Genomic DNA, 23,187 nt, shown 5'->3' with positions numbered 1-23,187 from the left:
GCGGCGAGGTGGGATGGTGCGGTCCGAACCCAGGGGAAGGGCCGGACCGGGGTGTTACAGTTCGTCGATCAGGGATTTGACATCGGTGTGCTGGGCAATTACCTGTTCGAGCGCTGCGGGGCTGATGAGCTGATACAGGCGGTTGTCTTTTTCGATGGTACCTTGAATGTAGCCGCCGGCCATGTTGGTGTCGGCGTCTTCCATGGCAAAGTATTGCACCCCTTCAACCTTGGTAACGGCCATGCCAACCCGGGTTTCCGACAGGTCGAGCACGAGCAGAAAGCTGGGCTCGGTGATTTGGCCGTACCCGGTCATCTGCTGTACATCAATAACGGCCAGGGTTTCGCCGCGCAGGCTGACCAGCCCCATGACGCCCAGGGCATCACTGGGGACAGGATGCAACGGCTGCCACGGAACCACTTCTTTGATCAGGGTGGCCGGGAATGCCAGCGGCTCGGTATCAAGCTGAACTACTACCCACATTTCGTTCGACATCGACATTCGACGGGCTCCTATGCCTTACTGCGCGGATGCAGTCCGCATTCAATCAGATTAGTCATGCCCCGGTTGCCTTGCAAGCGGGCTGGCGGGGTAAGCATTGTTCAGGTTATCGACCGGCAATGCCAATAGTTAAATCGCAGACAAGTCAGCATGACTTTGCTAGCCTTGTCCGCCGCCTCAAACATAGATCACGCATGCGCTTTTCCGACACCGACTTCACAGACGAGCAACAACGCATCATCGCCCACCCGGGTGGACATGCGCGCATTGTGGCGGTGGCCGGGTCGGGCAAGACGGCGACGCTGACGGCTTATGTCAGCCGCCGCATCCGTGACGGGCTGTCGCCGCGGCGACTGTTGGTGCTGATGTACAATAAAACCGCACAGCGGGATTTCGCTCGTCGTCTGACTGAACAGAACCCGGCTGGAACGCGCTTGCCGGAAGTGCGGACTTTCCATTCGCTCGGTTATCGCATTTATCAGCGCCTGGTTCAGGATGGTGACTTGCCGCCGTTTGACCGGACACTGTTGTCCGATGCCCAGGTTGAGCCGCTGGTCTGGCGCATCTTGCGGGAGTTGGCCGATGATGATCAGGCCGAAGACATTCTGACCCGTAAAAAGAAATGGGTCGAACCGGCGCTTTCCTATTTTGAACTGGTAAAAAGCAGTTTGAACCCGCCCGAGGTGGTGTTTGAGCAAAGCCACCTGCCTGCCCAGTGCCGGATTTTCATTGAAGCCTTTGAGCGCTTTGAGCAGTGGCGTCAGTCGGAGCGACGTGTCACCTTCAGTGATCTGTTGTACGACCCGGTGCGTTGCCTGAACAGCCGGCCCGAATTGGCTGAGCGGTTTGGTGGTCATATGCATGAAATTCTGGTGGATGAGTACCAGGACATTAACCCCATTCAGCAGCGGTTGCTCGAGATCGTGCACGGCGGGCGCGGCCAGGTGATGGTGGTGGGTGATCCGGACCAGACTATCTATGAGTTTCGTGGTTCGGAACCGACGCTGTTGACTGAAGGTTTTACCGAGCAATTCGAGGCGGTGCACGACTACGAACTGAGCTGGACCTTTCGTTATGGCCACCACCTGAGCCTGCTGGCCAACCATTTGATCGGCGCCGGGCATTCGCATCCGGATAGCCGGACTCTGTGCTACTCCCATGCCATCACGCCGCCCACCCGGGTGGAGCAGGTGCGCAGTGACGACGGCGCCAGCACGGCGCTGGGGTTGATTCAGCAGATTCGCCAGCAGCGTCCACTGAGCGACGTCGCAGTGTTGAACCGCCTCTGGGCAAACAGTGCCCGGCTTGAGTTGCTGCTGATGGCGGCTGATGTCCCCTACCATCTGGGTCACCATCAGACGGTGCTGGAGCGGTTCGAACTGCGCCCCTTCTGGGTGCTGTTTGATCTGGCCAGCGGCGATTTCAGCCGCTATGACCCGGACCGGCGGCGCCAGGCGTGGCAAACGCTGCTGACCCAACCTTATCTGAAAATCCGCAAAGTGATCATTGATGATCTGGTCAAACGGCTGGCCCCGGTGGCGGTTGATGTCGCCCGGCATCTGCGCAACGCCATTCCCGAGTCGCTGTCGGGGTACCAGGCCGATCAGTTGATGGAACGGGCGCGGCTGCTGCAAAAGGCGGAGGATGCAAAGGTCAGTGCCTCTGAATTGCTCAGCGGCTGGATTCGCGGAACGGAGTATTACGCGGCGCTGAAAGAGTCGGCGTTTTCTGCCCAGCAGGTGGATGATCAGGTTGCGACGGTGAAAGCCTTTGCCCAGTTTGTTGCAGCGCAGGACTGGCCCGCTGCTGAGGCCTCGCCGCGCTTGCGCCAGTGGCAACAGCACCAGAGCGGTCAGAATGCTTCTGGCCAGTCGCAACAGGGCGTGCACATAACCTCCATTCACAAAGCCAAGGGGCGCGAATGGCCGATCGTGATTCTGCCCGAGGTCAATGCCCGGTTTTACCCTTATCATCCCGAAGGCGACCTGACCCGGCCGACCTCGGAAGACAGTGAGCGACGCCTGCTTTATGTGGCGATGACGCGAGCCCGAGAACATCTGGTACTGCTAGCCCCAGCCGACCGCAGCGAACATCCGGATAGCCCTTTTGTAAACGAACTGCGCTGGCTGGGTTCGACGGACCTGGCGCACGCCCTGAATGACGGCAGTACCGACCTGACCCTGAACGATGCGATGGACACGCACATGGTCAGCCGGTACCTGAACGCCGTTGGCGCTGCCCTTCACGTTCACTGGGAGGCCGCACCGCGACCGATTGATGCGGTTGCCGGTGCTGTCGACGATGACGCCCCGCCCGATGCCCGGCGCGTGCGGCATCAGCAGTGGGGCGTCGGCCGGGTGGTGCAGCAGGACCCACAGCGACTGCGTATCCGCTTTGTACGTAATGGTCAGGAGCGAACTTTCGACCGGGCAACGGTCGAGCCTTTTCTGGAGTGGTTGTAGGGGGGTGAGGGACGCAGGATATTGAAAGACGGCAAACATTAAGGGACGAAACACAGTAAAAGACGCAAGAGATGAACACCGCGGTCCATCCGTCGTGCGTTGGTGTACGTACAACTGAGCAACCCATCAACGGAGCTCTTTTGTGTGGAAACTTATCGCAAGTACAGCGTTTGTCGCGCTACTGACGGGGTGCGCTAGTGTGACCGTCGCAACCTATGAAGACGCCGATCTGGTATTCGACCCGATCGATTATTTTAACGGCCCCCTGGTTGCGGAAGGCGTCGTGCGGGGCCGCAACGGCGAGGTTAGCCGCTATTTTAACGCGACCATCGACGCCCGCTGGGATGAAGCGGGTGGTGTGCTCGATGAGGTCTTCATCTGGAGCGATGGCGAACGCCAAACCCGCGTCTGGAATTTTGAACGTGTTGGTGAGCAGCATTATCGCGGCACGGCGGGGGATGTGGTCAAGCCGGCTGAGATGCGTTTTGCCGGCAATGCGGTGAACATGAAATACGTGTTGGCGGTGCCAATGGCGAATGGCAATACCATTAACGTCACTATGGATGACTGGTTGTACCAGGTAAATGACAAGACGCTGATTAATGTAACCCAGATGAGCAAGTTCGGCATTCGTGTGGGCGAGGTTGTGTTGACCATGCGCAAGCTCTGAGTCCGGGCAATGCGGTGATAAGGGCCCTTCGGGGCCTTTTTTGGTTGAACGCCGCGCAGGAAAATACCCCCGACATTTAAGACGCGCCCCGCTATACTGGCGCCACTATTTTCTACCTGGAGTGAGCTCTATGTTGTTAGCCTGGTTGGCTGTTATCGCCGGACTGGCCTTACTGGTCTGGAGTGCCGACAAGTTTGTTGAGGGCGCCTCGGTTACCGCCAAATACGCGGGTATGTCACCGTTGCTGATCGGCATGGTGATTATTGGTTTTGGCACTTCGGCACCGGAAATGGTGGTCTCAGCCATCGCTTCGTTGCAAGGAAACCCCGGCCTGGCACTGGGTAACGCCTATGGGTCGAACATCACCAACATTGGCCTGGTTATAGGCCTGGTCGCGGTCATAGCGCCGATTCGGGTGCAATCGCGAATTCTAACCAAAGAGCTGCCATTGTTGCTCGGCGTGACGCTTCTGGGTGGTTACCAGCTACTGGACGGTGAACTGAGCCGGCTGGATGCCTATATTCTGTTGCTGGTGTTTTTCGGCATCATGGGCTGGTCGATCCTTCAGGGGCGGCAGAAGCCAGCGGACTCGCTCGAAGCTGAATACCTGAAAGAAATTGACTCCCACCCGATGAGCTTGTCCAGAGCCATTACCTGGCTGGTTATCGGTCTTGTGTTGCTGGTGATCAGTTCGCGTCTGTTGGTCTGGGGTGCCGTGATCATCGCCCAGAGCTTTGGTGTCAGTGATCTGATCATTGGGTTGACGGTCGTGGCAATTGGTACCTCGCTACCGGAGCTGGCGTCTTCGCTGGTGGCGATTAAGAAGAACGAACATGAACTGGCTCTGGGCAATGTGTTGGGTTCCGGTTTGTTTAACACGCTGGCAGTCGTCGGCATTGCTGCTGGTATTCACCCGTTGGCGGTTGATCCGGAGGTGCTGTACCGCGACTGGGTAGTGATGGCGGCACTGACCATAGTGCTGCTGATCATGGGTATCGGTCTGCGCGGCCGCCAGGGTCGCATTAACCGGGTTGAGGGCGGCATGCTATTGCTGGTGTACGCCGGCTATACCGGCTACCTGATTTCGCTGGTGTTAAGTTAATCACATAACGGGCGAGAAACCGTGGTGAGTCGTGGTAACGGGAATTACTATGCTCACCGCCCGGAGCGAGGATCGCTTCGGGTCATTCAACTCATGACCAACAAGGAAGACAACCATGTCCTCTGTACCTGCCCGCCGTTTACCCGTTTTTGCGTTAATCACCGATAGCCTTCGTTACAGCGTCAGCCATGCCCGGGCCTTGCTGATCCTGGCACTGCCCTTTCTGGTGGTGCAGTATGGGCTGCTGCAATTCACCAAGCCCACCACTGAATACCTTCCTGTTCTTAGTTGGCAATACTGGGTTGTGGTTGGTGTTGCCTTATTGGCGGGTGTCGTAGTTGCCGTCAGTGTTCACCGTCAATTTCTGCAGTCTCCTGATCGGCAGATGCCGCTTCGTTGGGGGAAAGCTGAAACGCGCTATGCCTGGGGGTTGCTTAAACTGACCCTGGTCATGATTGTACCCTCCGTCCTTTATGCTCTGGTCCTTGTTGGTATTCTTGCCGCCGTTTTCTCAAACTGGAATATCGAGTCTTTCGGCGTTGAACAGCCGTTGCTGGCGCTGCCGCTTATCTGGTTAATGATGCTGCCTATGTTGTATTTGTGGGCCCGAATGACACTGATTTTGCCGTCGGCGGCCATCAGCCAGCAGCCTTCGGTCACTCTGTCCGGTTCAATGGCATTAACCAAAGGTAACGGCTGGCGAATGGTGGCCGTGACTGTGGCGCCCCTGCTGGCATTTGGAATGCTGGATATTTTGATTCAAATGAGTCTGCCAACCGTCGTTTACTGGTGGCTTCAGCCGCTCATTGTCAGTGTGAACACGGTGCTGGGTGTTGTTCTGGTGTCGGTGTCTTATAAGCAGTTGTATGACGAGCGTCAACTGAATGCAGAATCTGATGAAAACGGAGTGGTAGCTGCCTAACCTGGCTGCAAAAAAATTTGGGTGTCTGCATCCATTTGAGCTGATCAAGTCGTCTGAGGGGTAAGTAGGACGTCCAATGGACCCTATCTTCACCGTTCAATGCACTTGGACGATTTATTCTTGATCATGACTCAAAGGGAACACACCATGAAATTACCAACACTCAGCACGCTCGCTCTGGCATCTGCACTGGTATTAACCGGTTGCGCGACTGACTCCTATGCGAGCTCTTATGGCACCAGTAATGAATCACCGGCAAGCGGTGTAGTTTCGACAGTAGATACGGCCATTGGCGAAGTGTTTGCCACAACGCAAGGGATGACGCTCTACACCTTTACCCGTGACACAGCTTCGGTATCAAACTGCTACGACGGCTGTGCGGAAAGCTGGCCTCCGTTCACTGCATCAAAAAATGCTGAAACCTGGGGCGCGTTTACGGTGATTGAGCGAACAGATGGTAGTTACCAGTGGGCGTATGAAAACCAGCCACTATACACCTGGGTGGGAGATCGTCAGCGCGGTGACGTCAATGGCCATGAAATCAGTGACGTCTGGTTTGCTGCCCAGGCGGGTCAGTAAGTCAACGCCGTCAGCTTTTGACGGCCAGCAGGGCACCGGCACTGATCATGATGGTGCCAGCAGCCCGGTTCAGACGTTGCATGGCCCGGCTGGACCGGGCCAGTTTGCGGGCTTTCGAAGCGCCCCAGGCAACGAGCATCAGCCCAGCCATCAGCGCCACAACGGTGAGCGCGGCGGCCAGCACTATGTCGGTATGGCTGAGCCGGGTCAGGTCCATAAAGGTCGGCAAAAAGGCAATGTAGAACAGAATGACTTTGGGGTTGGAGGCTGAGATGGCGATGCCCTGCAACAGACTGGCCCCGATACCCGAACGCTTTACCGGAATATCGCTCGCTTCAGTCGGGGCCGGTGCAGTCCAGAGTTTCCAGCCAAGGTAAATCAGATAAGCCGCACCGGCATACCGAATGAGCGTAAACAGCGTGCCGTAGTTTTCGGCAATGGCCGACAGACTGAAACACGCCAGTACCAGATAGATCACATCGCTGATGACCATGCCAAAGGCCAGTGCCGTGCACGCTCTGGCCCCTTGACTTAACGCGCGAGCCATAATGGCGAAGATGCCCGGGCCCGGGGTGATGCCGAAAATAAAGATGGCGACAAAGAAGGTCAGGGCACTGGTCAGGGTCATGCTAACGCTCGGTGGGCCGTTGAAATCACTATTCTCGCAGTATCCTGTGCTGCCGTGAAGCGTAGCTTGGCATCTTTGTTGGTCCACTTAAGCCTATTTTGTGGACCCGGTTGGCATTTTTTGTCTTTGTTTTATGAAAAGATCAGGAAAAGTCTTCTCGCCTGCTGACGTGCAGGTACACTGCTAAAAACAGAAACGAGTATGGATACGGTGAGAGAAAAACAGACGTGGCGACGGGTCAGTCTGGGTGTATTGGTGGCAACAACACTGGCCGCCTGCAATACAGCCGTCGACGAGCCGCTCGCAACGAACAACGTATTGGCCGGCACGCCGCTTCAGGCGCGCAGTGCCAGTGCGTTTTCTGTTATCGATCACAGCCCGGTTGATGGTGCCGAGAACCAGGCACTGACGCGGGACATCCGCATCACCTTCGATACCCCGCTGTTAATTGAATCGATCACCGACAACAGTGTTGAACTGTGGCTGGATGATCGGCGCGTTCCCGCCAGAACCGTCTATGTCGCCGACACCCAGAGCCTTCGCCTGATCCCGACGTCCAACCTGATTCCGAATCAACGTTACCGCGTGCAATTGAATCCGCGGCTGATGTCGGCCGAGGGCGACCTTTACAGCGGAGCGCAATGGCAGTTTCAAACCGCAGGGGCGATTGGTGCCACCTCGCAGTGGACACTCGACCATTGCCTGGATGCAACCGAACAGTCTTGGCTGGAACAGATAAACCAGGCACGCAGCGAAGCGCGCTATTGTGGCCGGGTATTGCAAGCCGCCGCCGAGCCACTGAGCTATCAGTGTACGCTGGCAGGCGCCGCCCAGCAGCACAGTAACGACATGGCGCAACATGGCATGCTCAGTCATCTCAGCAGTGATGGGCAGGATGCCTACCGGCGCATGCAGCAACAGGGCTATGAAGCGACCACGCTGGGCGAAAACGTGGCCATGACCGCTACCGGCGACGCCGATGTGGTTCAGCAATGGCTGGCCAGCCCGGGGCATTGTCGCAATATCATGGAAGCCGAATTCACGTCGCTGGGCATGGGCCAGGCCAGAGCCGACAATGGCGATGTCTACTGGACGCTCAATCTGGCCGCACCGCTCAACCCACAGTCGGACGACTGAGAACAAACCCGGCCACCCTGAAGATGGCCGGATGGGCTGAGCATCAGCTCAGCCGGTACCCCGACAACACCGTCTGAACCTGGCTCGATTGTTCCACTACCTGGTCGGTTGCCTGATTAATTTCCTGTGAATGTCGGGTATTTTCCTTGGAGAAGTCACTAATAGAAACCAGATGTTCGGTAATGCCGGACACCACCTGGCTTTGTTCTTCTGTGGCCGTCGCAATCTGGGCGCTGATGTCGTTGATATCTTGCATCAGGGACTCGATGGCGATGAAGGAGCTCTGGGTGTCACTGACATTGCCCGCGGTCTCCTGAACCATGCTGGAACCGCTCTGCATGGCGTTCACCGTTTTATCCACTCCCTGTTGCAAGCGTTCAATGCGCTGCTGAATATCGGCAGTGGACTGCTGCGTCTTTTGCGCCAGACTGCGCACTTCATCGGCGACGACGGCAAAGCCCCGGCCCTGCTCCCCGGCTCGGGCTGCTTCAATGGCGGCGTTCAACGCCAGCAAGTTGGTTTGTTCGGCAATGTTGCGAATAACGTCCAGCACACTGGTAATGCTGGTGGCTTCTTCGGCCAGTACCTGAGACGCCTGGGTGGCGTTGTCGAGTTGGGCTTTAAGTTCGGTCACTTTGTTGTTGGCCTCTGCCGCACGCCGGGTGCCGGTGCGTACGTTTTCGAGTGCCTCGTTAGCGGTGCTGGAACCGCGTTCGGCGTTGCTGGCCACTTCGCGCGCAGACCCGTGCAATTCTTCAACCGCAGTGACCACTTGCTCCAGCGCTGCTTCCTGTTGTTGTGCCAGCGACATGTTGCCGCTACTGGCCTGGTTCAGAGTGTGGCTACTGTCGCGCAATTCTTCGTTGACCCGGGTGATGTGTGACATCGACTGATGCAGCTTTTCCATCAGCCGGTTGAAATGGTGCGCCAACTGGCCTACTTCATCGGCCCGGTCTGACGCCAGGCGCGCGGTCAGGTCACCTTCGCCGGAGGCGAGGTCGTTCAGACGATCGCGCAGACGGGCAATCGGCCGCGATAACGACAATGGCAGCCAGAGTGCGATGGCAACTAGTAGCGCCAGGCTAACCGCCAATTGCAACCACGCCTGAATGATGGCCTGGTCGCTGATTGACTCAGCGGCCTCAACCCGGGCCGTGGAGTCAGCATTGATTTGCTCGGACAGCGTATTCTTGACGCCCAGGGCCTCATTGAATAACGGCGCTCCTTCCAGTTCGCCAATCTGAAGGGCAACCGATGCAGCGCCGCCATCGGCGAACTCGGTAATCTCGGTATTCAGGGTCTGCCAGGCCTCAATCGCAGTGGTGAACTGTTCCATCAGCGCTGCACTGTTGTCGGTCGCCAGCGTTGCGGCCGTGGCGCTGGCCAGTTGCAAGGCCTTGTCGGATTCGGTCGTGAAGGTGGCCTGGTAGCCATCGAGCTCGTCGCGAACCGAGCCCCAGGAGGCCGCCTGGATATAAGCGCGTTGTGCCAGCAGTGCCTGATGCAGCGAGGTGTCCATCTCGGCCAGGGTCAGCAGGGCAGGCTGGTAACGCTGAATCAGCACATCGGAACTGGAGGTAACGGTCATCAGGCTGCGTACGCCGCTGATGGTGCTGACCAGGGTGACGATCAGAATAAGCAATAAGGGGAGTCGCACCTTGTTGGCGATCGACAGGTTTTTAAGCCAGGACATAGCATCGGATCCTTGAACGGTTGAGCACGGAGAATGGGGACAGGCACACACCTTGCCACGGTGTTGCCCTGATAAGGCTGTCAGTAATAATCATTATCGACAATTATCGCATCGACTTAAGACGTACACTGTTCTGTTTTGATAAACGCTGGGTACAGATCGACGGGAAATTGGCGAATTTCAGTCTGGTTGGCTCTGCATTGTCGTAGATACCAACTAGACTTTGGAGACAGGTCCTGGCCAGTCAGGGACATGGCCTTTCGAGTTCGCAGGAATGTCCCAGGGCGTGAGGTATGTATCGACCGTGACAGCGATGATCCAACCCGATAACGGGAAAACAGCAGGGAAGGCTTACGGTGGGTGGCGCTGGTTCCGTCAATGCCACGCCACCAAAGGTTGGCGGGCGCTTATTGTGGTACTGGCGTTTGCCAGCCAGGCGTCGGCGACGAACCCCTGGCCTGATCATCAGTGGCTTACTCAACCGCAGGCGGCGGTTCTGGCCGCGCCGGAAAAACAACTGGAAGACGTTCAAGCGGTTCTGTTTCTCAGTGCCCGGTCCGACCCGCCCATGGTCAGTCGCCAGGCGCTGTGGCTGAGGTACGATCTGGATCTGCAGGGCGAACCTGGTGTTCCCCAGACGTTCATTTTGACCAACGAAAACGTCATTCTGGCCGAGTTCACCCTGTACTTGCTGGATGACCGGGGCCGGCTGATCAGTTCCCATCCGCTGGGCATGAACCAGCCGGGGCTGGCGCAGAAGCGACCCGCCGCACGCTACCAGGACCGCATTCAGGTACCGGGCCCGGGCGAATACCACCTGGTGTTGCGTTTGTTCAGTTCGACGCCCCTGGCCCCTGCGCTACTGGTCTCGCCAGAGGTGGAACAAGAGTATTTAAACCAGAATCGTATTGCGACGGACTGGGTGATGCTGGTGCTGACGCTGGCCATGTTCGCTTTCAATGCGGTGCTGCTGTATGGGCGAGCTGACGCCGCCTACCGCTGGTTCATGGTGTTCCACGTTCTCATTGTGTTTTATTTCTCGGCGCTGACCGGTTTCGGTCATCTTTTTATGCCGTTGTCGGTTGTGCAATTTCTGTCGACCCACATCATGGCCATGAACTTCCTGCTGATTTTCCTGATTTTTTCCTTTGCCATCCCTTTTCTGGGCAAGGGCGCCGATCAGGGTTTGCTGTTCCGCTTGCCACTGGTGCGTGCGCTGCAGGGGGTGAATCTGGCGTTTGCACTGCTCAGCCTGGTGGTGCCCGACGTCTATTTGTTCATTCCGCTCGTGCTGATGCAACTGGTGACCTTCGGGCCAGTGCTGTACATCAGTGCGCAACAGATTCAGCGCGGGTACGGCCCGGCGGCTTTCCTGCTTGGGTCCATTGCGGTTCAAATCCTGGGCGGCGCTATAGGTACGGCAACCTACTCCGGTCAGTTACCGGTATCCTGGTTTACCCTGAATGCGTTTTTTGCATCCACCGTTGTCGAGCTGTTGCTGATGTCATTTGCCGTTACCTCCCGCATGCGATATTTGGAGGCCCGACAAAAGCAATTGCTGCTACAGGATCCGGAGACCGGATTACCCAGCAGGGCGTATTTCAGTAAGGTCTTGAGCCCGAACTGGGCAAAGCTCAGCGCACAGATGTCAGAACCGGTTGTGGTGCTGATCGAAATTGATGGCATTCGCAGTATGATTCGCCTGCTCGGGCCAACGGTGGCCCATCGGCTATGGATGCAGGCGACCGAGCGCTGGAACCAGTTTCTGCTCAGCCAGCAGGGGGTTATGCCCTTGGCCGGGTACGAAGCCGACGCTAATGGCAGCCGGCAACCGAGAGCGGCCATGGTGCTTTGGTCACGCAGCAGTTTCATGACGGTTTTTGATGCTGCCGACCTGACCGATCTCGATGCCACTATGGCCCCTATGCGGACTCTGGTTCTGGAAGAGGATGACCACCGGTTTGAGGTGTGTTCCCGAATGGCCGCCTATGCGGTGACCGACATGACCGAATCACTGGATGAGCTGTTGCGCAAGCTCAATGTTGCGCTGATTACCGCAGAGCGTGAAAACCGCTATATCCATTATTATTCCGACCAGCAAAACGACTTTTTTATTCGTCAGAATGAACTCAACCGGACATTGCCGCAGGCCATTCAACGCGACCAGATGCGCTGTCATGTGCAGCCCATTATCGATCTTGGCAGCGGAGTGGTCGTTGGTGGTGAATTGTTGTTGCGCTGGCAGCACCCGACGCTGGGGAACGTGTCGCCGGGCGAGTTTATTCCGCTGGCTGAGCAAACCCATGGAATATCCAGCCTAACCCGGGAGGTGCTGCGGGTAGCGGCTCGCTGGTTGTCGGCACACCCGGACGAGGCGGTATCCATATCGGTGAATTTGTCGGTACTGGATCTGGTTACCCGGGTCGACGACCAGGATCTGGCCATGCGCATAGCGGCAACCGGAGTCGATGCGACCCGGCTCAAGGTAGAGGTGACCGAATCAGTGCTGATGGAAAACCCGGATGCCTGCATGGCCATGCTGGATCAGTTGCGCCAGTTGGGGTGTCAGATCAGCATCGATGATTTTGGTACCGGCTACAGTTCTCTGGCGTATCTGAGCCGTATTCGGCCCAATGAAATTAAGATTGACCGCGATTTTATCAGTAAGCTGGAAACGTCGGTGGTGGATCGGGATATCGTTGCGGCCATCGTCAGGCTGGCGCGCAGCATGGGTGCCATTGTGGTCGCTGAAGGCGTCGAGCTTGAGACGACCTTAACGCTGTGCCGAGATCTCGGGTGTGACCGGGTTCAGGGGTACCTGATTGCCCGGCCGATGCCGTTGCCGGAATTCAGCGCCTGGCTGGCTGCGCACAGTCCGATGGTGTCATGAACAGTATCTCACCGGCCAGGCTTGATTCTGCAGGCTGAAAAAGGCGTTTTGCGCCAGTTGAATGCGCACTGTGGCCTGGAAACGGAAACTGGCGGTATCGACTTCAAACTCGACGCGGTCTTCGGCCCGGGCTACACCGGGTTTGAAAGGTGGCTGCCAGTCCATGTCGAAGGCTTCCCACAAACTGACCCTCACCCGAATTTGCCCGTTCAGGTCAGCTTCGGCAGCGTTGTTGATTTGTTGCATCAGGCGGCCGAGATCGAGTTCAAGTTCGGTTTCATCGCGTGGTAGTGAGCGGTTGATGGTCCAGCTTTCGTTGCCGCACCAGGCGGTGAACGACCAGCCCCGCGGGCGGTCGGTAGCGCCGCGCACCGATAACACCAGTTCATCCTCACGGTCGAAACGATCACCGGCGATGCTGCTGGCGCCGGCCAGGGAGACAGTCTCTCCTACCGGTAACGTCAGGTCGGCCAGGTCTGGAGTTGTCAGTCGGTAGGGGCCCGTCTCGGGGTCGAGCGATAAGGAATAGTCGCCGTCTTCCGCCCCGCGATTGAGCACGAGAATTTCACCGCCGCGTGTCACCAGTTCGGGTGGACTGCCGGTGGCATCAACGCGGCGGTTCCAGAAGCCAGTGCGCCACTGGGTGTCCAGTTCGACCCGGTCGGGTAACTGGCGGTAGTCCACCGTGACTTCCAGTTCCTCGGTGTCGACGTTGCTGAGCGGGACAGAGCTGCAGCCGGCCAGCAGTACCAGGCTTGCAACCAAAGCGGTATGGGTGCGCATAAGCGTTCACGTCCGAAGCGACTATCAGGGCTGCCAGTATAGTGTTTTCAGGACTGAAGCATAGCTAGAGCCACTGAACAACGCCCTATGGCCAGGGCGGTTTACAGGCCGAAGACGAACAGGGTGGTCGATCTGGGGTAACATCCTGGCGTTGTTCACAAACAAACAGGAGCTACCCATGATTGCAGAAGGTCCCGAGAACGGCCCGATACTGGTTCTGGCCCATGGCGCCGGTGCACCCATGGACTCGGAGTTCATGAGCGAGATGGCCACCCGGTTAACCGGGCGCGGTGTGCGTGTCATCCGGTTTGAATTTCCTTATATGGCCGAGCGGCGGACCACGGGCAAGAAACGCCCGCCCGACAGAGCGCCCCGACTGGTAGCGCATTTCAATCTGGTACTGGATGAGTTGGGCGACGGGCCGGTGTACATCGGTGGTAAATCCATGGGTGGTCGGATGGCGACGCTGGTGGCTACCGAGCGGGAAGTTGCCGGCGTTTGCGTGTTGGGCTATCCGTTTCACCCGCCGGGCAAACCGGAGAAGACCCGGCTTGAGCACCTGCCCGACGTCCGGTGCCCGGTGCTGATTTGTCAGGGTGAGCGTGATGCGCTGGGTAACCGTGAGCAGGTGACGGGTTACACACTGCCGGATTCGGTAGAGCTGATCTGGTGTCCGGATGGTGATCACAGCCTTAAGCCGCGCAAAGTCAGCGGGGTCAGCCTGGCTGAAAACCTGAATCTGGCCACCGACGCCCTGGTTCGGTTTATCGGTGTTTGATGACCCATTGTCGAGCTTTTGTCCGATTTTAACCGGGTTTCGGCACTACGCTTGGTAACGCTTTAGCGCCCCGGTTGCCTTTCATGCGGCGCTCTGCACTGGTATTCTTGCCGGCCTGAGCTTCGGATCCGTGCCCGGACCCAAGTGAGACTAACCAGGGCAAGGGCTTGTGCGCTCACGCACAGGTCTTACATTCTCAGGCTGCAGCACGCAGCCACCTCCAAACAGGAGCCTCTTATGAACATTGCTGCTCAACGCGTTGTATCCATCCATTATGAAGTGAAGGATGAAGACGGCGTTGTCGTAGATTCCTCCGAAGGGCGCGATCCTCTGGTGTACCTGCACGGTAACCAGAACATCATCCCCGGTCTTGAAAAAGCCCTCGACGGCCTGGCCCAGGGCGATGCCTTCGATGTCCAGGTAACGCCGGAAGAAGCCTATGGTGAAGTCCAGGACGGCCTGGTCCAGTCGGTGCCCATGGAATCGTTCCAGGGTGTCGAAAAAGTGGAAGAAGGCATGGTATTTACGGCCCAGACGCAGGGCGGCCCATTGCAGGTCACCGTTACCGCGATTGAAGGCGATACCGTGACAGTCGATGGCAATCACCCGCTGGCGGGTAAATCGCTGAGCTTCAAAGGTGAAGTTGCGGATATCCGCGAAGCCACCGCAGAAGAACTCGAGCACGGCCACGTGCATCAGTAAACCGGTGCATGCTGCATCAGACCGCGATGGGTGAAGGCGTTGTCTAGCGACTGCGCCCATGGCCCATTCAAAGGGGTCTGTTTGCAGGCAATACAGGGTGCATCAGGCCCTTCTGGTGCACCCAACCATCCACTAAGCCCGCCTGCACAGGGAAAAGGCAGCGACGACAGGCGACATCCATTACCTCAGGTTGACAACAGTGTCGGTTAAATATTGGACGAGTGCAGTGCCCAGTGATACTGAGTTACGCAGCCAGTCGCTGCGCCATTGCCTCTGGTTTGGCCTGTTTGCCTACGGCCTCTATACGCTGGTGCTGGAAGTGACGGCACCGCCAAGTGTACTCGGGTTGTTTCTGGTGCTGTGCGGTGCCTTGCATGCCCTGGCCATCCTGGCGTATTACCTGAACCGCCCCCTGCTGGCGTCTATCTGGATGATTGCCGTAGTGCTGTTCTGCATTTCAGTCATGAACCTCTACGGTTTCACGCCCGAACAGTCCGCCGAATACTATTTTCTGCTGGTCCCCCCGCTGATCTTCATGGTGCTGCCGCCCGAGCAGCGTCAGTGGCAACTATCGCTGTTAACATTGACCGTGGTGTTGATGACGCTGGTATTTTTGTTGCCCCGGGGCTCCTCACCCTGGTTTCCCATGTCGACAGACGATTATGCCGGTTATAAATGGCTCGACCTGATGATCTGCCTGATGGCGATGTCGGTAGTCTGCCGTTCCTTCATTACCCGGCTGTTGCGTCAACGCGATCAACTGGAACGCCTGGCATTGATCGATCAGCTGACCGGCCTGCCGAACCGCAATGCCAGTCTGGAGCGTATGGCCGCACTGTATAACCAGGCTTTGCCATTTTCGGTGGTGATCCTCGATATTGATGATTTTCGCGAGGTAAATCATCGCAAAGGCCAGGAAATGGCCGATGTGCTGGTGCGTAAACTGGCGCAGCGTCTGCGCACGCACTTGCCGGAGTCCGATTTCATGGCCCGGGTAGGGGGGGATCAGTTTATGGTGGTCAGTGACCGGGCGACGTCGGCCGAGTCGGTGGAAGCGCTGATGCTGCAGTTGCAGGAAGTCGTGACCCGGCGCAACTTCGAAATGGGCAGCGCCAGCGAGCGGCTACGGGTTAGCCTGGGCGCTACCCTAAGCGAGATATCGGAGTCGCCCCAGGCGCTCAACCGGCGCCTGATGCAGGCGCTGGGGCTGGCGCGGGCTGACGAGCGTAAACGGTTCCTGCTTAACCCCGGCGCCAGTGCTGAAAAACCGATGGTCTCCTCTGTTTTGTCACGCGCCCCCGCGCGATGATTCGGCGAATTCTGGCCTGGCTCGCCATTGCTGCCATGATCTGGCTGGTGTTTTTTACCGATGGACAAGGCCTGGTGATGCGCTGGCTGGAAGCACAGAATCAACCTCACGTCTGGATCGTGTTCGGCACGGCCCTGATCTACGCCATCGCCCTGTCAGTGCCCTTCCTGCCCGCGGTGGAGCTGGGCTGGCTGATCATGGCGGCCTTCGGCCCCATCGGTATTCTGGCCATCTGGGCGGCAACGCCACTGGGCTTGCTGCTGGCCTTCAGCATCGGTTACTGGTTGCGCGAGTGGCCGCTGGTGCAACGTCTGCAGCAACGCTTTGAAGACCGGGTTGCCGCTGCGACCAGTGACCGCCCGGGCGATCGCATGCTGCGCTTTGCCAGCGACAAGCTCGCCAGCCACCCTTACATCGCCCTGGCGGTTCTCGTTAATATGCCGGGCAACTGGCTGATTGGTGGCGGCGGCGGTATTGGACTGATGGCGGGTGCCTCGGGGTTGTATCACCCGCTTAAATTCGTGCTGGTGCTGGTTCCGGCCACGGGCGTGGTTGCGGTATTAATGCTGGTTGGGGTGTATTCCAAGCCAGTTGGCTAATTGCCGCCGGCCCGGCTCCAGGTCTACTACCGCCAGCCCGGTCTTCTGCCGCTCACAATAATGGGCTGGCCAGCTGTGCCAGGTTCTCCACGACTCGCTTATGATAACGGCGCTTGCGCCACTGCTTCAGGTCGAGCCGGTGACTGTTCCTTTTATACTCGGCCACCACGGCGACCATGGCGTTGCAAAAGGCCGGGTCATCCACCACCAGGGTGGCCTCGAAGTTCAGCCAGAGTGAACGCATGTCGAGGTTGACCGAGCCGACCAGCACCAGGTGGTCGTCGATGATCACGCTTTTGGTGTGCAGCAGGCCGCCTTCAAAACGCAGTATTTCAATGCCGTGGCTGAGCAGCTCTTCATAAAACGACCGGCCGGCGTACTTGGCCAGGCGACTGTCGATGCGTCGCGGCACCAGCAGGGTGACCTCCAGGCCACGCTTGGCGACGGACTTGAGCGCCTGCAACAACGATTCGTCGGGCACGAAATAGGGCGTGGTGATGATCACCCGGCGCTGGGCGTTGTGCACCGCGGTCAGCAAAACCTGCAGCAGAATGTCTTCATCGAAGGCCGGGCCGGTCGGCAGAAATTGCATCAGCGCCGGGCCGTCGCTGGCCGCCTCGGGCCAGCTCAGGGCGCTGTTCAATCGGTGGCCGGTTTCCATTTCCCAGTCGAAGATCATGGTGCCCTGAATGATTGACGCCATCGGGCCTTCGACTCTCACCATCACATCGACCCAGGGGCCAAAGCCGCTGTGCTTCTTGAACCAGTCCGGATCAGCCAGGTTCATTGATCCGTTGTAGGCGATCCGATTGTCGATGCTGACCAGCTTGCGGTGCTGGCGCAGGTCGATACGTTGCAGGAACATGCGCAGCACGTTGGCGTGCAATACGTCCAGAACCTCGACACCGGCTTTAACCAGTTGGCGGTGACGGGCACTTTTCAAAAAACGGTTGCAACCCACGCTGTCGAGCAGCAAATAGACGGCAACACCGCGCGCCCGGGCATCGGTGAGTGCGGTGAGAATTTCCTCTACCCGGCCTTCTGGCTCCAGAATATAGAACTCCATGAAGATCCAGTTTTCAGCGCGGTTCAGGTCGTCGAGCAGGGCGTCGAAGACACTGTCCGGCTCACTCAGCAATTGCCAGTTGTGGCCGCGCAAAGCCGGTAGCTTGAGGCTGCCGAGTGTCAGCTCCATGACCGGTCGCAGTGGTGTATCGATCAGCGTATTCAGTGCATCGCGTTCGCCGACCTGATGCAGCCACTGGTTGTAAAACCGGTTTTGAATCATGGCGCGTTTGGCCCGCAACCGGCCGAGATAGCGTTCACCAAACAGCAGATACAGGCCAAAGCCGACCAGTGGCACGATGTAGATCAGCAGCAGCCAGGCCAGGGTGACACCCACACTGCGTCGGCGCATGAGAATGCGAAAGCTCAGGGCGATCAACAGTGCAATGTAGAGCCAGAGGCCCAATGTCAGCAGCCAATCCCAGGTCATGCGTATCCAGTCATTGTCGGGGGTTCAGAGAGTGTCGGCCATTGTACGGCGGGGTACAAGGTCAAGGCAGGTGAAGTCGGTGAGTCGCTAGCGTGCGGCCTGGTTTCCCAGCACCAATTGGCGGGTATAGTCCTGCATGAAAATGCCATAGCTGCCATCGTGCAGCATGGTCTTCACCCGAAACAGGGGCAGGCCGTCATTTCCGGTCAGGTGTTTGAGGTTAACGACGCGTTCACTGACCGGTTGCTTGTTGCGGTCGCGAACCACGGCGATCTTGGGCAACAGCCTGGCATCGTGATTCTGGCCAATCACCACGGCAACTTCACCGCTGCTCAACTCGACCAGGGTACCGATGGGGTAAACCCCCATTAATTCGATGAACTGATCGACCAGGGCAGAATCGAACTCCGTAGAACGGCCTTTGTAGAGCACCCGAATGGCATCGTAAACCGTACGTTGCTGGGCATATGGCCGGTAGCTGATCATGGCGTCAAAGGCGTCGAGAATGTGAATCAGCCGGGCACTCAACGGTACCTGACCAGCCAGCTTCTGCACCGGGTAACCCTGGCCATCGGGCCGTTCGTGGTGGTAGTAGCAAGCGGCGATAACATCATGACCGAAGCCGGATTTTTCCAGAAGATAGCGCGTCCATTTCGGATGTTCGTTAAACAACTGCCATTCGGTTTCAGTCAGCGGGCCGGGTTTGGTCAGCAGCGATTTCGGTATGCGCAGCTTGCCCAGGTCGAACAACAAACCGGCCAGCCCGACCGTGCGCACCTCGTCCCGGGGCCAGCCGCAGTGAATGCCAAACACCATGCACAGCAAGCTCACGTGCAGGGCATGCTCGTAGGTGTAATCGTCGTGACTTTTCACTCGTGACAGCCAGGTCATGGCGGGAATGTTGTCGATTAGAGCCGTAATGCACTCATCGACGTGCTTGCCCAGAGTATCCGGGTTCAGCGGGTGGCCCTTGCTCAGCCCACGCATGGCCTGTTTAACGTGTTTCAGCGTGCGGGTGTAGGTGGGCAGCACGCTGCGCAACCCCATTTGCGCCATGTCGCGATCAAAAGAGGCCGGTAAGGTCGGGGGGGCCTGGTTTTTGTCGGGCCGCGCCTTGAATTTGACAAGGCTCTTGCGAGTGTCGACACACACCTGGCTGCACAGGCTTTGCACCTGGTGCAGCATATCCCGGTTTTCAATCAGAAAACCCTGCATCAGGAAGGGCGTGCCCAGCCATGGCCTGTCTAACCGGCACACGAACATCCCGACTTGCAACAAGGCAACCGGCATGCGAAGTGTTGTATCGGAAATGCGCTGACTGTATTGGCTCAAATCCGACGATCCAGAGCTATAGACATAATGTGAACCACATCACTTTATTAACACACAACTTATAGCAGATAACGGGCCGCTTGCGCCAGATGCCGAGAAACTTTACGTCTGGGCCGGTGCAGGTCGTCTAGGATTATCGGCCCTAAAAGCCGGGCTTAAAGCCGAGTTTGGTCGTCCTGTGGTTACCGGATGTTAGCGACTGTTAGCGAGCCCGGTCGGATCGGCCAAGTGCCGCGTGCAGCCAACGCACTGGCAGGTGGCGCACAATGGCAACAATCAGCCGGTAGTTCCAGCCCTGAATCGACACCACCCGGCCCCGGGCCAGGTCGTTGAGCGAGCGCTCGACCACGGCCTTGGCTGACCAGGCTCGGGTAATGCCGTGGCGTTTATAGAAACTGTCCGGGTCGAGCCCCAGGCGGGCGTGAAAATCGGTGACTGTGAAACCGGGGCAAACGGCCAGTGCACGTAACCCTTCGCGCCGATAACTCAACGCCAGCGTCTCGGTAAACGCCCTAACGAACGTTTTGGTGGGGCCATAAAGGGGGCTTTGCGGCGTGGGCAGCCAACTGGCCACCGAAGCCAGGTTGATCAGTAGCCCTCGAGCCCGGATCAAGTTGGGCAAGGCGGCATGGGTCAGCTGCAGGGTACTGGTGACATGCACATCGAGCAGCGCCTGGTGACGGGACCAGTTCAGATCCCCGAAGCGGCCATCTTCGGCGTAACCGGCATTGTTGATCAGAGCATCCAGCCGCGGCAGCAAGGTTACTTCCTGAACCAGCGCCTCGCGCTGATCGGCCTCGGCCAGATCCACAAGCCGGTACTCAACTTCGACCGGGTAGCGCTGGCGTAGCTGGGCGCATACCGCAGCCAGTTCGTCTTCGCGCCGGCCGGTCAGCAGCAGGTTGTAGCCATCGGCGGCCATTCGGTCGGCGTAGGCAGCGCCAATGCCGCTGGTGGCACCGGTTATTACGGCCAGGGGGTGGGTCATGAACAGGCATCCTCATGCAAATTAACGAATGGGATCATGCCAGAGTGGCTTCGCCGGACAAACCAAAACACCCGATAACGACGAACCGCTGTATTCAGCACTGTACGGGGTAAGCCTGTCGAACTTCCCTGGAACCGGCGCTTGGTTATGCTCTCCGAGGCCTTTCGACAGGCTCAGGGCGAATGGGGTGCGTGGCAAGGCAGCGGTCCGTGATTCCACCTTACGGCTGCTTTATACTGCGCGGCTCGCTTGCCTTGCAATGACAACAGGACCTCACGCCATGGCGCACACCGACACCTCAACGCGGCCACAGTGGCCCGGCTACCGCTGGCCGCACCTGTGCGACCTGACGCGGGCGCTGCAGGCCGAACCTGAGTGGCCGCAGATGGATCGCTGGCTCGCCGCCCGGTTTCGGGAGCGCAAGGCCTACGGTGGCAAAGACCGGCGGTTCTACAGTGACCGGTTGTTTCAGCTGTGCCGCCTGGCAGCAGTGCCGGTCATGCTACAGCAGGGTTATTCACAGCCAGCTTCCAGCAATAACGGGCAGGCAGTATGGACTGCCGACACTCTGTGGCTAGCCTTTAAGGCCACTCCTGCGGTTGAGCTCTGGGGCTGGCTGGTGTTGCTGGATGGTCTGGACGAGCAGGCGCCCAATGAGTTGACGGACGTTGCACAGCGACGCGCCTGGCTGGACCGTCAGCGCGACGAGCCCGGTCTGCAAGCCGCCATTCAGGGGTGGCTGCCTGGTTGGCAACCCTGGCTGGATCAGCGCACGGCGGCAAGCCACTGGTCGGATTCCCAGGCCGGACATTGGCTCGCGATGCAAATGACCCGTCCACCGATCTGGTTGCGCGCCTTGCCTGGCAAGGGTGAGCAGGCCGCCCGGTCGTTGTACGCAGCGGGCCTCACCGTGCTGGACCAGGCGGGCGATGTTCTGGCGCTGGCGCCTGATTCCCCAATCACCAAAACCAAGGCCTGGGATGCCGGTTGGGTGGAAATCCAGGACCGCGCCAGTCAGCGCATTGTCGAAGCGGTGGTGGCCGAACCCGGCCACCGGGTCTGGGATGTCTGTGCGGGCGGTGGTGGCAAGGCGGTGGCACTGGCGAGTCGGGTAGGGCCGGCCGGTGAAGTGCTGGCAACGGACATTCGTGCCCATGCCTTGCAAGAAACCGAACGCCGCGCTGCGCGGCAGGGTTTTACCAATCTGCACACTCAGGCGCTGGATGCGACCCGGCCGGATGCCGTCGCTAACCTGAAAGCCGGGGCCTTCGATCGGGTTGTGATTGACGCCCCCTGCTCGGGTGCCGGCACCTGGCGGCGTAATCCGGACAGCCGCTGGCGACTGACTGAAGCGTCCCTTAGCGCCTTGCAGCCGATTCAGGATCAGTTGCTGGCGCAGGCTTCTGCCTCGGTTAAAGCGGGCGGTTATCTGGTGTATGCGACCTGCAGCTGGCTGGTCGTGGAGAACGAAGACCGGGTGAGTCAGTTCCTGTCAGAAAACCCTGAGTTTACCTTGCTCAGCCAGAGCATGGTCGGCGCACCCGAAGACGACGCCGACACCATGTTTGTGGCTGTGATGCAGCGAGATTAATCCTTCTCTGGTTTTTGTCCTTGCTGTGCCTGCTGTGCCTGCTGTGCTTTCAAGGTTTTAGCGACTCTAATGGCTTGCTGGGCAGCGGCGCGCGCTTCCTTAACCTTGCGAATCGACAGGTTAAAACTGGTTTTCATGCGCGAGGTCGCCAGCTTTAACTGGTCGATTTCATTGCGGCTGTTCAGCGGTATTGAGCTGACATCGAGTTCGGTTTCCTGCCCCTTGGAAATGTTGTCGGCCATCTGTGTCAGCACACCGACTGGCTGAATGATGGTGCGTCTTACGAACCACAGTATCGCCAGAATCGACAGGGCAATGGCCAGTATTTCCACTATCCCGAACAGCGACACCGTGCCTGCCAGCAGGTTGCGTTGCGGAATGGTCACACTGATGATGCCGGCCAGGTCGCCTGCTTCAAACCCAAAGCCATTTTCAGAGCCGTACCGGGTCAGTACATCGCGTGGCGCGCTTGCGGCGTTGCCATGGCAAACGATGCAGGCTTCCGTATGAAACACGGGCTTGGCGTAGCGGTACTCACCACCGACGGTTTCGAAGAACTCGGGCAAATTAAACGACTGGATGTTGTTCAGCGCCCGTGATTCGAAGGCATCCGGGGTATTGGCCGGGTTCATCACGTTTTGCGAGGTCATCCGGAACTTGGCGGGCGATTCCGAAGCCGCCACTGTTTCTGAAAATTCACGCTGAGCCAGTGCCGGGTTTTTCGAGTAAAAAGTGATGGTCTGGCTTGGGTTATCGACCGGATGAACGTCCAATTCTCCGAGAAAACTGTCTTGCCCGTCACGCACCCAGACCCGCCCGGTTTTTGCCACCCAGCTGCCGAAGGCATCGACGTTGGCGACAACGGTTTGCGCCTGGGCTCGAAGCTCTTGCATGTAGACATTCTTGAGCAATAGAAAGAAGGCGCCTGCGTTTAATGCCAGGACACACAACAGCAGCAGCACGAATTGGGTGCTGATCGAAAACCGTTTTCCGAACATGAGCCGTAACTCCTTATATACCTGTATG

The 23,187-nt window shown here is 58.2% G+C and carries 20 protein-coding genes; 12 read left to right on the top strand and 8 right to left on the bottom strand.

Annotated features, from left to right (window positions below; genetic code table 11):
* Window positions 1-54: 54 nt before the first annotated feature.
* Window positions 55-501: a chemotaxis protein CheW gene (locus ABJT94_RS20945; protein WP_348476712.1), complete on the bottom strand. Its 447-nt coding sequence runs from the start codon at window positions 499-501 to the stop codon at window positions 55-57.
* 194 nt (window positions 502-695) lie between these two features.
* Here ABJT94_RS20945 and ABJT94_RS20940 point away from each other — a divergent pair, with 194 nt between their 5' ends.
* The 5 genes from ABJT94_RS20940 to ABJT94_RS20920 all read left to right on the top strand — a co-directional run bounded on the left by ABJT94_RS20940 (window position 696) and on the right by ABJT94_RS20920 (window position 6,236).
* Window positions 696-2,963, top strand: a complete 2,268-nt coding sequence (locus tag ABJT94_RS20940) for an ATP-dependent helicase (protein ID WP_348476711.1) — start codon at window positions 696-698, stop codon at window positions 2,961-2,963.
* A gap of 142 nt (window positions 2,964-3,105) precedes the next feature.
* Window positions 3,106-3,633 (top strand): DUF3833 domain-containing protein, encoded by a 528-nt coding sequence (locus ABJT94_RS20935; RefSeq protein ID WP_348476709.1) that lies wholly within the window; start codon window positions 3,106-3,108, stop codon window positions 3,631-3,633.
* Between the two features lie 130 nt (window positions 3,634-3,763).
* A complete protein-coding gene (locus ABJT94_RS20930) occupies window positions 3,764-4,735 on the top strand; it encodes a calcium/sodium antiporter (RefSeq protein WP_348476707.1) in 972 nt (323 codons plus the stop codon).
* A gap of 115 nt (window positions 4,736-4,850) precedes the next feature.
* Window positions 4,851-5,657, top strand: a complete 807-nt coding sequence (locus ABJT94_RS20925) for a hypothetical protein (RefSeq protein ID WP_348476706.1) — start codon at window positions 4,851-4,853, stop codon at window positions 5,655-5,657.
* 147 nt (window positions 5,658-5,804) lie between these two features.
* Window positions 5,805-6,236: a hypothetical protein gene (locus ABJT94_RS20920; protein WP_348476705.1), complete on the top strand. Its 432-nt coding sequence runs from the start codon at window positions 5,805-5,807 to the stop codon at window positions 6,234-6,236.
* Between the two features lie 10 nt (window positions 6,237-6,246).
* Here the strand turns inward: ABJT94_RS20920 and ABJT94_RS20915 are convergent, their stop codons facing one another.
* On the bottom strand, window positions 6,247-6,864 hold the full coding sequence (locus ABJT94_RS20915; protein ID WP_348476703.1) for a LysE family translocator: 618 nt from the start codon (window positions 6,862-6,864) through the stop codon (window positions 6,247-6,249).
* Window positions 6,865-7,065: 201 nt separating this feature from the next.
* On the opposite strand from ABJT94_RS20915, the gene ABJT94_RS20910 reads away from it, so the two are divergent.
* The gene (locus tag ABJT94_RS20910) at window positions 7,066-8,001 is read left to right on the top strand and encodes a CAP domain-containing protein (RefSeq protein ID WP_348476702.1); all 936 of its coding nucleotides are present in this window, start codon (window positions 7,066-7,068) and stop codon (window positions 7,999-8,001) included.
* Window positions 8,002-8,044: 43 nt separating this feature from the next.
* Here ABJT94_RS20910 and ABJT94_RS20905 read toward each other — a convergent pair whose 3' ends face one another.
* Window positions 8,045-9,694, bottom strand: coding sequence for a methyl-accepting chemotaxis protein (locus ABJT94_RS20905; protein WP_348476701.1), 1,650 nt, complete (start codon window positions 9,692-9,694; stop codon window positions 8,045-8,047).
* 313 nt (window positions 9,695-10,007) lie between these two features.
* Here ABJT94_RS20905 and ABJT94_RS20900 point away from each other — a divergent pair, with 313 nt between their 5' ends.
* Entirely contained in the window at window positions 10,008-12,584 is a 2,577-nt protein-coding gene (locus tag ABJT94_RS20900; protein WP_348476720.1) for an EAL domain-containing protein, read from the top strand.
* Here the strand turns inward: ABJT94_RS20900 and ABJT94_RS20895 are convergent.
* Window positions 12,579-13,367 carry a hypothetical protein gene (locus tag ABJT94_RS20895; protein WP_348476700.1) on the bottom strand — a complete coding sequence of 263 codons (789 nt, stop codon included), beginning with the start codon at window positions 13,365-13,367 and terminating at the stop codon, window positions 12,579-12,581. The genes ABJT94_RS20900 and ABJT94_RS20895 overlap by 6 nt on opposite strands.
* Before the next feature lie 178 nt (window positions 13,368-13,545).
* Between ABJT94_RS20895 and ABJT94_RS20890 the strand changes: the two genes are divergently transcribed.
* The 4 genes from ABJT94_RS20890 (at window position 13,546) to ABJT94_RS20875 (ending at window position 16,755) form a co-directional block, all read left to right on the top strand.
* On the top strand, window positions 13,546-14,145 hold the full coding sequence (locus ABJT94_RS20890) for an alpha/beta fold hydrolase (RefSeq protein ID WP_348476699.1): 600 nt from the start codon (window positions 13,546-13,548) through the stop codon (window positions 14,143-14,145).
* A gap of 237 nt (window positions 14,146-14,382) precedes the next feature.
* Window positions 14,383-14,847, top strand: coding sequence for a peptidylprolyl isomerase (locus ABJT94_RS20885; protein ID WP_127558791.1), 465 nt, complete (start codon window positions 14,383-14,385; stop codon window positions 14,845-14,847).
* 226 nt (window positions 14,848-15,073) lie between these two features.
* The gene (locus tag ABJT94_RS20880) at window positions 15,074-16,156 is read left to right on the top strand and encodes a GGDEF domain-containing protein (protein WP_348476698.1); all 1,083 of its coding nucleotides are present in this window, start codon (window positions 15,074-15,076) and stop codon (window positions 16,154-16,156) included.
* Window positions 16,153-16,755: a hypothetical protein gene (locus tag ABJT94_RS20875; protein WP_348476697.1), complete on the top strand. Its 603-nt coding sequence runs from the start codon at window positions 16,153-16,155 to the stop codon at window positions 16,753-16,755. The genes ABJT94_RS20880 and ABJT94_RS20875 overlap by 4 nt, the downstream gene beginning before the upstream one ends.
* A 52-nt stretch (window positions 16,756-16,807) precedes the next feature.
* On the opposite strand, the gene cls is transcribed toward ABJT94_RS20875, so the two are convergent.
* The 3 genes from cls to ABJT94_RS20860 all read right to left on the bottom strand — a co-directional run bounded on the left by cls (window position 16,808) and on the right by ABJT94_RS20860 (window position 20,570).
* Entirely contained in the window at window positions 16,808-18,250 is a 1,443-nt protein-coding gene (gene cls, locus ABJT94_RS20870; RefSeq protein WP_348476696.1) for a cardiolipin synthase, read from the bottom strand.
* Window positions 18,251-18,337: 87 nt separating this feature from the next.
* Window positions 18,338-19,582: an HD-GYP domain-containing protein gene (locus ABJT94_RS20865; protein ID WP_348476695.1), complete on the bottom strand. Its 1,245-nt coding sequence runs from the start codon at window positions 19,580-19,582 to the stop codon at window positions 18,338-18,340.
* A gap of 202 nt (window positions 19,583-19,784) precedes the next feature.
* The gene (locus ABJT94_RS20860) at window positions 19,785-20,570 is read right to left on the bottom strand and encodes an SDR family NAD(P)-dependent oxidoreductase (protein WP_348476694.1); all 786 of its coding nucleotides are present in this window, start codon (window positions 20,568-20,570) and stop codon (window positions 19,785-19,787) included.
* A 280-nt stretch (window positions 20,571-20,850) separates the two neighbouring features.
* Here ABJT94_RS20860 and ABJT94_RS20855 point away from each other — a divergent pair, with 280 nt between their 5' ends.
* Complete coding sequence (locus tag ABJT94_RS20855) at window positions 20,851-22,161, top strand: RsmB/NOP family class I SAM-dependent RNA methyltransferase (protein ID WP_348476693.1); 1,311 nt, start codon at window positions 20,851-20,853, stop codon at window positions 22,159-22,161.
* Here the strand turns inward: ABJT94_RS20855 and ABJT94_RS20850 are convergent.
* Complete coding sequence (locus tag ABJT94_RS20850) at window positions 22,158-23,159, bottom strand: DUF3365 domain-containing protein (protein WP_348476692.1); 1,002 nt, start codon at window positions 23,157-23,159, stop codon at window positions 22,158-22,160. The genes ABJT94_RS20855 and ABJT94_RS20850 overlap by 4 nt on opposite strands.
* Window positions 23,160-23,187: the final 28 nt, after the last annotated feature.

This window comes from Saccharospirillum sp. (genome assembly GCF_039982735.1).
Classification (GTDB): domain Bacteria; phylum Pseudomonadota; class Gammaproteobacteria; order Pseudomonadales; family Natronospirillaceae; genus Saccharospirillum.
Note: the sequence above shows the minus strand (reverse complement) of the source record. Positions and strands in the feature narration are given on the sequence as shown.